General features: G+C 51.4%; 8 protein-coding genes. 1 reads left to right on the top strand and 7 read right to left on the bottom strand.

The window, feature by feature from the left end; translation table 11 throughout:
- Positions 1 to 233: 233 nt before the first annotated feature.
- Complete coding sequence (locus ACI48K_RS25510) at positions 234 to 1,112, bottom strand: nucleotidyltransferase-like protein (protein WP_475029525.1); 879 nt, start codon at positions 1,110 to 1,112, stop codon at positions 234 to 236.
- A 125-nt stretch (positions 1,113 to 1,237) separates the two neighbouring features.
- Between ACI48K_RS25510 and ACI48K_RS25505 the strand changes: the two genes are divergently transcribed.
- Positions 1,238 to 1,618, top strand: coding sequence for a YgzB family protein (locus tag ACI48K_RS25505; protein WP_475029524.1), 381 nt, complete (start codon positions 1,238 to 1,240; stop codon positions 1,616 to 1,618).
- A gap of 71 nt (positions 1,619 to 1,689) precedes the next feature.
- Here the strand turns inward: ACI48K_RS25505 and ACI48K_RS25500 are convergent, their stop codons facing one another.
- The 6 genes from ACI48K_RS25500 to gatA form a co-directional block, all read right to left on the bottom strand.
- Positions 1,690 to 3,363 carry a glycosyl hydrolase family 18 protein gene (locus ACI48K_RS25500; RefSeq protein WP_475029526.1) on the bottom strand — a complete coding sequence of 558 codons (1,674 nt, stop codon included), beginning with the start codon at positions 3,361 to 3,363 and terminating at the stop codon, positions 1,690 to 1,692.
- Positions 3,364 to 3,545: 182 nt separating this feature from the next.
- On the bottom strand, positions 3,546 to 3,974 hold the full coding sequence (locus tag ACI48K_RS25495; RefSeq protein ID WP_475029522.1) for a Fur family transcriptional regulator: 429 nt from the start codon (positions 3,972 to 3,974) through the stop codon (positions 3,546 to 3,548).
- 146 nt (positions 3,975 to 4,120) lie between these two features.
- Positions 4,121 to 5,941, bottom strand: coding sequence for a DUF4097 family beta strand repeat-containing protein (locus tag ACI48K_RS25490; protein WP_475029521.1), 1,821 nt, complete (start codon positions 5,939 to 5,941; stop codon positions 4,121 to 4,123).
- A 231-nt stretch (positions 5,942 to 6,172) separates the two neighbouring features.
- The gene (locus ACI48K_RS25485) at positions 6,173 to 6,631 is read right to left on the bottom strand and encodes a GNAT family N-acetyltransferase (RefSeq protein ID WP_475029520.1); all 459 of its coding nucleotides are present in this window, start codon (positions 6,629 to 6,631) and stop codon (positions 6,173 to 6,175) included.
- 30 nt (positions 6,632 to 6,661) lie between these two features.
- The gene (gene gatB, locus ACI48K_RS25480) at positions 6,662 to 8,101 is read right to left on the bottom strand and encodes an Asp-tRNA(Asn)/Glu-tRNA(Gln) amidotransferase subunit GatB (RefSeq protein ID WP_475029519.1); all 1,440 of its coding nucleotides are present in this window, start codon (positions 8,099 to 8,101) and stop codon (positions 6,662 to 6,664) included.
- A 39-nt stretch (positions 8,102 to 8,140) separates the two neighbouring features.
- Complete coding sequence (gatA, locus tag ACI48K_RS25475; protein WP_475030438.1) at positions 8,141 to 9,595, bottom strand: Asp-tRNA(Asn)/Glu-tRNA(Gln) amidotransferase subunit GatA; 1,455 nt, start codon at positions 9,593 to 9,595, stop codon at positions 8,141 to 8,143.
- Between the last annotated feature and the right edge of the window lie 93 nt (positions 9,596 to 9,688).

The raw sequence follows: 9,688 nt of genomic DNA, 5'->3' as shown, positions 1-9,688 counted from the left end.
AAAGATCAAACTTCGTTTTTTGTCTCCGCTTCGTTTCAGCAGCGACCTTTATAATATATCATGTGCGCCGTTCGATAGTCAAGAAGTTTTTTCAGGGCCTTCGATCATTCCATCAATTAACGTCCTTAACCACTTCCAACCTTTTTAGCGGCGAAATTTAATTTAACACAGAATTTATACAAGAGTCAACCCACTTTCGCAATGAAAATGAGTGGAAATGCTTTACATCTCCGTTAAGCTCGATACCGTATCTCCCGCCCATCGCCATGAGCATCCTGCTGAGCTCTGGAGCTCTCTATTACCAATGAGCGATAGACCAGTTTTCTTAGAACCAAAGGAAGCTCTTCCGCCGCATACGCCAACTCAGGCAAGCTCACCAACTCCTGAATCGTCCACGATTCTTTCCGGCTTCCCAAAATCCGCAAAAGAGGGGAACAACAATCCGCCATTTTGGAGGTGATGGAAAATTCGCAAGCAAGCAGCACAAGCTGAATGCGCTGTTCAAGCGTCTCTTTGTTGTCCGTTAACTCATCGAACAATTTGTATACGACGGAATTCAGCGGGCGAACCTGCTCCCAGACTCTGCTTTCCGGAAGAATCCCCTGCTCGATCAGCTCCAGACGGGCATAATGTTTAAGCGCCTGCAGCACGCTGTAATACGCGTCAAGCAAATCCTGCTCCGCGGCGAAACGTCTAGCTTCTACATACACTTTGAGAAACTTCGCGAATTCCTTGAATTTTCGCCGCTCTCTAGTATGTTCATCAAACTCAATGATTATTTTGCGCAAAGCCGTTACTTTCCCTTCAATGTCCCAAATAACTCGTCCATGCAAAAAATATTTGATGATCTCGCGGTTATCGCCAGCTACGACCCAACGCTTCAAGTCCACGCTATCCACGTGCAGAAGCTGATAATGAATGTCGCCGCTAGTACAGTGCTCGATTTGAAGACCGTTCTCCTCCAATGATTGGTGGATCACCAAGATCAGGAAATCAAAATCATTCAGAAACGAGTCCTGAACTTTTCCGCGTTCATGACGATATCCAACGGCTCCGATCGCATGACGGCCAGCCTTCTCTTCATCGATAAAAGAAAAAATGGTTGGTTCCATGGGCAGCCTCCCACCTTGGCGTAATCCTGCCAATTCGTTATAATATAGTTCTACGCTTGCTTAAAGTTTCCTTCTTCCTGATGCGGAAAAGAAATGAATTCATAAGAGAAGCGAGGTTGGCCCGAATGTTCTTGAAATCGAGCAAAATCAATGAATTTCGCTTGTGGGGTTTACTTTTGACTATGTTCGGCATGGGACTTATGGTGCTCGGAACGGCCGGAATCGTCTTTTGGGGACAGGCGGGAAAGATCGTAGCCGGGATCGGCCTCGTGATCGGGCTCATTTCCATGTTGGCGAGCCTCGCCGTTTATTTCTGGGCCGGGATGCTGTCCACATCCGCCGTCCAGCTTGAATGCCCCGAGTGTCACAAGCTGACCAAGATGCTTGGCAAAACCGACCGCTGCATGTTCTGCAAGACACTTCTCACCACGGACCCCACGAAAGCAAACATCACGGCCGATCAGTTGGAAAAGCAGCATGCCGAAATTCACACCGCGCAGCAATGATTGCAATAGCATAATCAAAAGAAAAAAGACGGAACGCCTGATGGCGTTCCGTCTTTTTTGGCGTTAAGCCGTTACTCCTTAATTTTCTGCAGCACTTCCCAAGCATCCTCGGAAGCAAAGCTCCGGTTCCAGGCAGCAATACCCGCCAAATCGAGGGATTTGGCCAATTCGACCCGGCGTTTCAAAGAATCGGCGTCTTCAAGCCATATCCGGTGCCGCCCTTCCTTATCGCTGTACTCCACGTAATTCTGCCCGGTTTCTTGCGAATACACCGGCGTTAATTTCTGATTTTTGATGATCTCCTGCGCTTTTTTCATGCCGATGGATTTTGAACTGACCTCGGTTTTGCCGTCCTTTTCGGTCTCCGTCCATATTCGCGTATACAAAGGCACGCCAAGCACCAGCTTGCTAGAGGGAACTCCGTCTTCCTGCAATATGCGGCTTGCCGCCGAGCTCGCCCAAGGCAAGGAAGCGACCGAGCCGGATACCGGGCTTGCCGCCCAGTGCTCATCATAAGCCATTAATATCATATAATCGACAACCTCGCCAAGCGCCCGGCGATCCAGAAAGGCCGACCACATCTCGCTGTCCGATTTCGGAGTTACATCAATGGATACGACAAGCCCTTGCTCCTCGGCCAGCGGACGCAGCTCACGTACAAATTGAATCAAATTAGCCTTGTCCCGGGTATAGACGTTTTCAAAATCGATATTGATGCCATCAAGATCGTAAATTTGCGCGTAATGCAGCATTTGCAAAATGGTCATGATGCGATACTCAAAGCTGGACAACGCCTTCGTCGTCAAATCCGGCTCGAAGCTGTTGCTGAGAAGCCCCCACACCTGCATATCTTGCCCATGTGCCCATTGGACGTACGCACTGTCGGCTTTGCTTTGTACGTTGCCCTCTCCGTCTACAATGGCAAACCAGGTCGGACTGACGACATTGACCCCCGGCAGCTTGCCGATGGAGGAAGGATTCGGGGCAACCTGATACACCGCTTCCCAAGTCAGGTTGATCGCTTTGGACTGCCATTTCTTCTTGGCGGACGAAAGCTCCGGACTCAGCGGAGGCACGAAATACTTTTGTCCCACCGTTACACTCTTCCTCTGTACATAACCCGTGTATCCGTTATCGAGCTGAACATAATACCAGTCTTCCGCCGACTGCAAAATCCGTAAATTCGTACCCGGATCCATATCCGCCAAAATAGGACTATGCGTGCTTGCTTCAGTGCGCAGTTGAGTCAAATGTTTCTTCTTTTTGGAAGAATCCTTAATTTTAGCAGCCTGAACGCTTTCCCCCGCCTTGATCAGAGTAACCGCTCCCGACTTCGCGTCTTCCCGCACTCTGACCCCGTACAGCTGCTCAAGCAAATTGGCCGGTAAATACAACACGCCCTTCTTCTCCTCCGGGGCAAAAAGCAGCTTGGTCGGCTTGTTGTTGATCTTGGCGATCTTCTCATCCGTTTTCATCAGCACAAGCTTTTTGGGCGTGGTCAAAATAACCGATTTGGTCTCCTCTTCATAACGCACATTCGGGTCCAAGACCGACTGAATGACCGGAAGCGGGAGCTTCAGCCCATCACCTTGCCCCAATGCGGATCCCTGAACGATTTTTCCTTGAACGAATATGGGTTTATCCGATTTGCCAAGCCATTCCGGCTTCACATGCTCACGATTCGGAAGTAATATAGCGCTGAGCACTCCCGCAAATATAAGTATAATTCCAAGAAACCACAGCATTTTGCTCTTGCCGCGTCTGGTTCTGCGATAGGTCCTTTTTCTGCTTTTCAAGGCTATACCTCCACCGTAGTGTCGTTCGCCGGCACTATGACCGTACCCGCCAAAAATAAAAACGTGAAGAATTCCCGAAGGAATCCCACACGTTATCCTAAACCCGCAGGTCAAAAAGTACTATTACTTTTTTAATGTTTGATTTGGCACTCTTTGCAAATCCCGTAAAGTTCCATCCGGTGTCCTTTGATTTGAAAGCCGGTCATCTCTTCCGCCTTGTGCTCTACGTCATCCAGCGACGGATAGCTGAAATCCGTAATTTTCCCGCAGTTCTCGCAGATGATGTGGTAATGATTCGAAACATCCGCATCAAAGCGGCTCGAATTATCTCCGTAGGACAGCTCGCGGACCATACCGGCTTCAATAAACATCTTCAGATTATTATATACGGTTGCGACGCTCATATTGGGAAAGCGCGGCTCCAAAGACCGGTAAATTTCGTCCGCCGTCGGATGAGTCATCGAATCCATCAAATAAGTGAGGATGGCGTGACGCTGCGGCGTAATGCGGACTCCGTTATTCTTCAATTGGTCTAAAGCATGCTGTACGCGCGTTGACATGATAGGTCCCACCGCCTTTAATAAGCTCATTCTAAATAAATAGTCATACTAAAAACCCTTGCATTTTCATTGTACGGTTATCATAAAACTTTTGTCAACGCAGTATAAACCCAGCGGTTGACTTTATCATTCGGATTTTCACGTGTTCAGCGTTTATTCACAATTAAATCGCTGTTCCCGTCCGCTTTGATTTGAAACTCCCCGGTTCCCGAGGAACCTTTAATTTCCTTGTTTTCCACCAAAAAAGGCAGATCGGAAGAGATATCTCCATACCCGCTGGACCCCTCGAGCTTATAATCCCCCGACTCCGGAATATCCAGCTCCAGTTCTCCAACGGCGGTATAGACATCCCAATTCCCGCCGACTTGCGTTGACGAAACTTGAATTTTTCCGTTAAGCGACTCCGCCTGAAGTCCGGCGTTCGCGCCATCGACACGGATATTTCCGTTTTTTGTATTCACCTTGATTTCTCCCTCGGCGTCGGTCAGCGAAATATCACCAACCAAAGTAGACAAGGACGCGTCGCCGGTTACTCCCCTGCCCTTTATGTTTCCGCCTTGGGTATCGATGTCGGCATTTCCGAAGATGCGATACAACTCCACGTCGCCGTTCAGCGTTTTGCCCGAAACATCTCCAACAATGTCCCATAATCTAAGATTTCCGCTTCCGGTCTGCAGTTTGACATGCTTCATCGTCTGCACGCCCGTTAGGACAATGGCTCCTCTTGAGGTGGCAATATCCAGATCAAGAAACCGGTTCTCCGGCAAAATCACCGTCAAATCCACGCGCGGATGCCGTCTGCCCGACTCGCCGTAAACCCGATCCTTCACGGCAATCCCCAGCGTTTTGCCTTCCGTGACCTGAACCGAGGTATCCGCCGCGACTTTTCGGGCATCCTCCGTCCCGACCTGATCCACCCATACGATAGACCCGATCGAGACATGGTCGATTTCAGCTTTTTTCACTTCAATATCTCCATTAATTCCGTCAATCATGATTTGACCGGTATCCAAATCAATAGGAATTTCCTGGTACGGCTTCTCGACCCGATAACCCTCTTGGGCGCCGAAGTCGGCTCCCGCCGCCGAAAAGTCCAGACTGACGCGGTTCCACAAATGCATATAATGATCCTGCTGCGTAACGGCAAAAACGGAAAAGGCCAGGCACACGGAAAGAAGAAGCCCTCTTACATCCACACGCAAACGCCGCTCCGGCCGAAGCGTACGTCGCCGGTTCCACAGCAGCACCAATATATGCTCGGCTCCCCAAACCACAAGCAGCAATGGCCACCATTTGAGAAGCAGCAGCATATTATCCTTGCCGGTGATTTGATCAGCCAGCAACAAGGATCCGATCCCGAGCAGCACGGTGGAAGCTGTGAACCGACCGGTTCGAAGAAAACGACGCTTCCCCTCCCGATAAATCAAAAACACCGCAACGGCAAAAAGAAGCGCCGACACGATATACGCCGCCGAGGTCTGGATCAAGACTTGAAACCACGCAGGTTTTTGACGGAACAGAAAAACCAGCAGTCCTCCGCCAATGAGCAGAATTCCGGAAAGAACTCCCTCCCTGACTCCCGAAGCGGGCATTAAAGAAGCGGTGTATGGAACCTCTTCGTCGTTATTTTCCCTTTTCAACTTGGTGTTTAATGCATCGGTGGATTGGAGAACGTTGTAAATGCTGTAAAAATAGGCGGCCGGAATCAGCAAACCAAGCAAAATCAATAACGGGACATTGATCTCCATCCGAACGGAGGAAAAATAGATCAGTGCAGCGGCATCGATGATGACGAAATAAACGATGGCGACGCCTTTTTTGAACATACTCAAATATAAATGGCCCAAACCGGGGAACAAGGCGGACAGCAGACAGGCGATAAATTTCCGCTTTCGGCGCCGGGGTTTGTAACCTTTGGTTCGGTCGCGAGGCGCCGGCAAATGGGCGGGCGTTATTTCCGGAGTCATCTCCCCATCCCTTTCTCTCTGTATTCCTTCATTCTATGAAGTGGGGACACCTTTCCTTAATAATAACCGAAATGGCGGATATCTGTAACGTGGTATGAACTGGTCCGGAGGAGCAAGCACGCCTCCAAACGAGCAATACTGACTATTGGAAAAAAACACACTTTAACTATTGCTTTGAGCAATAGTTAAAGTGTGCTTTTATATTGGCTCCATCGGATCAGCGGCTTGTCCCTATCGCTCCAGCCTGAAAATGGTCAATTCCACCCCGACGGTGGAATTCGCTTTCCGCGCAGGCTCAAAGCCATGCCGGCGGTATAGCGCAACCGCGGGATCGTTCAAAGTGCTAGCCGTAACCGTAAAAACCCTAACATCCGGGTGACTGCGGGTTACAAACTCAATCAAGGCGGTCCCTATTCCTTGCCGGAGATAATCGGGATGCACCATTAACCGGGAAATTTCCAGCGTTCCGGCGAAAGGGGAAATGACGGCGATCGCCCCCAGAATATCTCCTTCACCGTTCAACTCCCCGTAAAACTGCTCGCTGCTGTTGCGGATGGAGTCAAACGTATCCGGCAAAGGCGGATATTCCGTTAATCCGACCTGTCCGGCCTCAAGGCGATAAGCCGTATGCTGCAGGCTCCATAGCTGCTCCACCACATCCGGGTCCTGAAGCGACAATCGCTCGATCATCCCGGCACCTCCCTTCCGGCACCCCGCATTTTAGCCTTTCAGCGCTTCGACAAGCAGCTTATTGGCCAGCGCAGGGTTCGCTTTCCCTTTGCTCTGTTTCATGACTTGTCCGACCAGGAAACCGATGGCTTTGTCCTTGCCGGCCTTGTAGTCCTCGACGGAAGCCGGGTTATTCGCAATGACTTCATTGATGATCGCCAGAATCGCCCCTTCGTCGCTGATTTGCACAAGTCCTTGTTCTTCAACGATCTGCTGCGGCAGCTTGCCGTTTTGCAGCATTTCTTTGAACACGGTTTTGGCGATTTTAGAGCTGATCGTTCCTTTTTCCATCAAACCGATCATTTCGCCCAAACCCTGACCGGTCAATTTAACCCCCGCCAGTTCCAAACCGTTGCTGTTCAGATATCCTAACAGGTCGCCCATAATCCAATTGGATACCGCTTTGGCATCCGAAGTGTGCTGGAGACTGCTCTCAAAAAGATCGGCAAGAGGTTTGGAGGACGTAATGACCCCGGCATCGTATTCAGGCAGTCCGTATTCCGAAGCGTACCGGGCTTTGCGGGCATCCGGCAGTTCCGGAATCGATTGCCGAATCCGATCTTTCCAAGCCTGATCGATATGCAGCGTCACCAGATCGGGATCCGGGAAATAACGGTAATCATGAGCTTCTTCTTTGCCGCGCATGGAGAACGTCTTGCCTTGGGCTTCATCCCAGCGGCGCGTTTCTTGAACGACTTTCCCGCCGTCGTCGAGAATTTCGGCCTGACGGTATTGTTCATACTCCAAGCCGCGGACGACGCCGCGGAAAGAGTTCATGTTCTTGAGTTCGGCCCGGATGCCGAATTCCTTTTGTCCTTCCGGACGAAGGCTGATATTGGCGTCGCAGCGCATCGAACCTTCCTCCATTTTGACGTCGGAAACATCGCAATACTGCATGATGGCCCGCAGCTTCTCAAGGTAAGCGCGCGCTTCTTCAGGCGAAGAAATATCCGGCTCCGACACGATTTCCACGAGCGGCGTACCGACGCGGTTGAAATCCACGAGCGAAGCGAAACCGCCGTCGACATGCGTCAGTTTGCCCGCATCCTCTTCCAGATGCAGCCGGGTAATGCCAATGCGTTTCGTTTGGCCGCCCACCTCGATATCGATATAGCCGTTTAAGCCAATCGGCTGATCGTATTGAGAAATTTGATAGGCTTTGGGTGAATCGGGATAAAAGTAGTTTTTTCGGTCGAATTTGCTAACGTCGCCGATTTCGCAGTTGAGCGCCATCGCCGCTTTCATGGCATAATCCACCGCCTGGCGGTTAAGCACGGGAAGCACGCCGGGGTGACCCAGGCAAACCGGGCAGGTATGGCTATTCGGCGGCGCGCCGAATTCGGTGGAACAGCCGCAAAAGATTTTCGATCTCGTATGCAGTTCCACATGGACTTCCAGCCCGATCACCGTTTCATATTTGGATGTTGACATGGCTATCCTCCTGAAAATCTGTAATAAACCGTTGGTACCTTACAGCGCCGGGCGCCGTTTGTGATGATCCGTATGCGCCTCGAAAGCGTGAGCCACGCGGAGAACCGTACTTTCGTCGAAAGCCTTGCCGATGATTTGCAGCCCAACCGGCAAACCGTCAGCCAGGCCGCAAGGCACGCTGATCGCAGGCACGCCGGCCAGGTTGATCGGAATCGTCAGGATATCGTTCAGATACATCGTAAGCGGATCGTCTACCTGCGAGCCCAGCGGAAACGCCGTCGTTGGCGCCGTTGGTCCGACAATCACGTCATATTTTTCAAAGGTTTGGTCGAAATCCCGTTTGATTAGCGTCCGCACCTTCTGAGCCTTCAAATAATAAGCGTCGTAGTAACCCGAACTGAGCGCGTAGGTTCCGAGCATAATGCGCCGTTTGACTTCCGGGCCAAAGCCTTGGCTGCGCGAATCGAAGTACAAATCGAGCAGATTGCCGGATTGATCCGCGCGCACTCCGTAACGAACGCCGTCAAAACGCGAAAGATTCGAAGACGCCTCGGAAGAAGCCAGCAAATAATACGCCGCAACCGCGTATTCGGTATGCGGCAGGGAAACTTCTTCCCACGCCGCGCCAAGGCTCTCCAGAACGCGCAAAGCGTCAAGCACGGCGGATTTGACCTGCGGATCGAGTCCTTCCAAATATTCTTTGGGAACGGCGATGCGTAAGCCTTCGATTTCCCCGGTGAGCGCGCTCAAATAATCCGGGATATCTACGCCGGCCGAAGTCGAATCCTTCTCGTCATACCCGGCGATGGCCTGCAACAGGTAAGCGGCGTCCTCCACGTTTTTCGTAATCGGGCCGATTTGATCCAAAGACGAAGCAAACGCAACCAAACCGTAGCGCGAGACGAGGCCATAGGTCGGTTTGAGCCCGACGACACCGCAATAAGACGCCGGCTGGCGGATCGATCCGCCCGTGTCCGAGCCTAAAGCGAAGTAAGCTTCGCCCGCAGCCACGGCAGCCGCAGAGCCGCCGCTCGAACCGCCGGGAACCCGGCTCAAATCCCACGGATTGCGAACCGGATGGAAGCTGGAATTCTCATTGGAGCCGCCCATGGCAAACTCGTCCATGTTCAGCTTCCCGATCGTTACCGCCTCCGCCTGCTTCAGCTTCGAAACCACCGTCGCATCGTAAATCGGATCGAAGTTGGACAAAAACTGGCTCGCGCACGTGGTGCGCAAGCCTTCGGTCACCATGTTGTCTTTAATGCCGATCGGCAAACCAAACAAAAGCCCCTTCTTTTCTCCGCTCGCCAGCTTGTTATCCAGGCGTGCGGCCTCGGCGCGAGCCCCTTCTTCGTTGAGCGTCAAATAAGCTCCGATTCGCTCATCTCTCGCCTGAATGGCGGCAAACGCTTCGCCGACCAAATCGGTTACGGACAACTCCTTGCTGTGGAGCTTGTTATGTATCTCCTGTAAACGCAAATCAAAAAGCGCCAATCCGGGTTGGTCCTTCATGTAACGTTTAATAGTGGCTGATTTTACTCCAATACGGCAGGCACTTTGAACTGCCCGTTCTCTTCCTCAGGAGCG

It is taken from the genome of Paenibacillus terrisolis, assembly GCF_056171975.1.
Note: the sequence above shows the minus strand (reverse complement) of the source record. Positions and strands in the feature narration are given on the sequence as shown.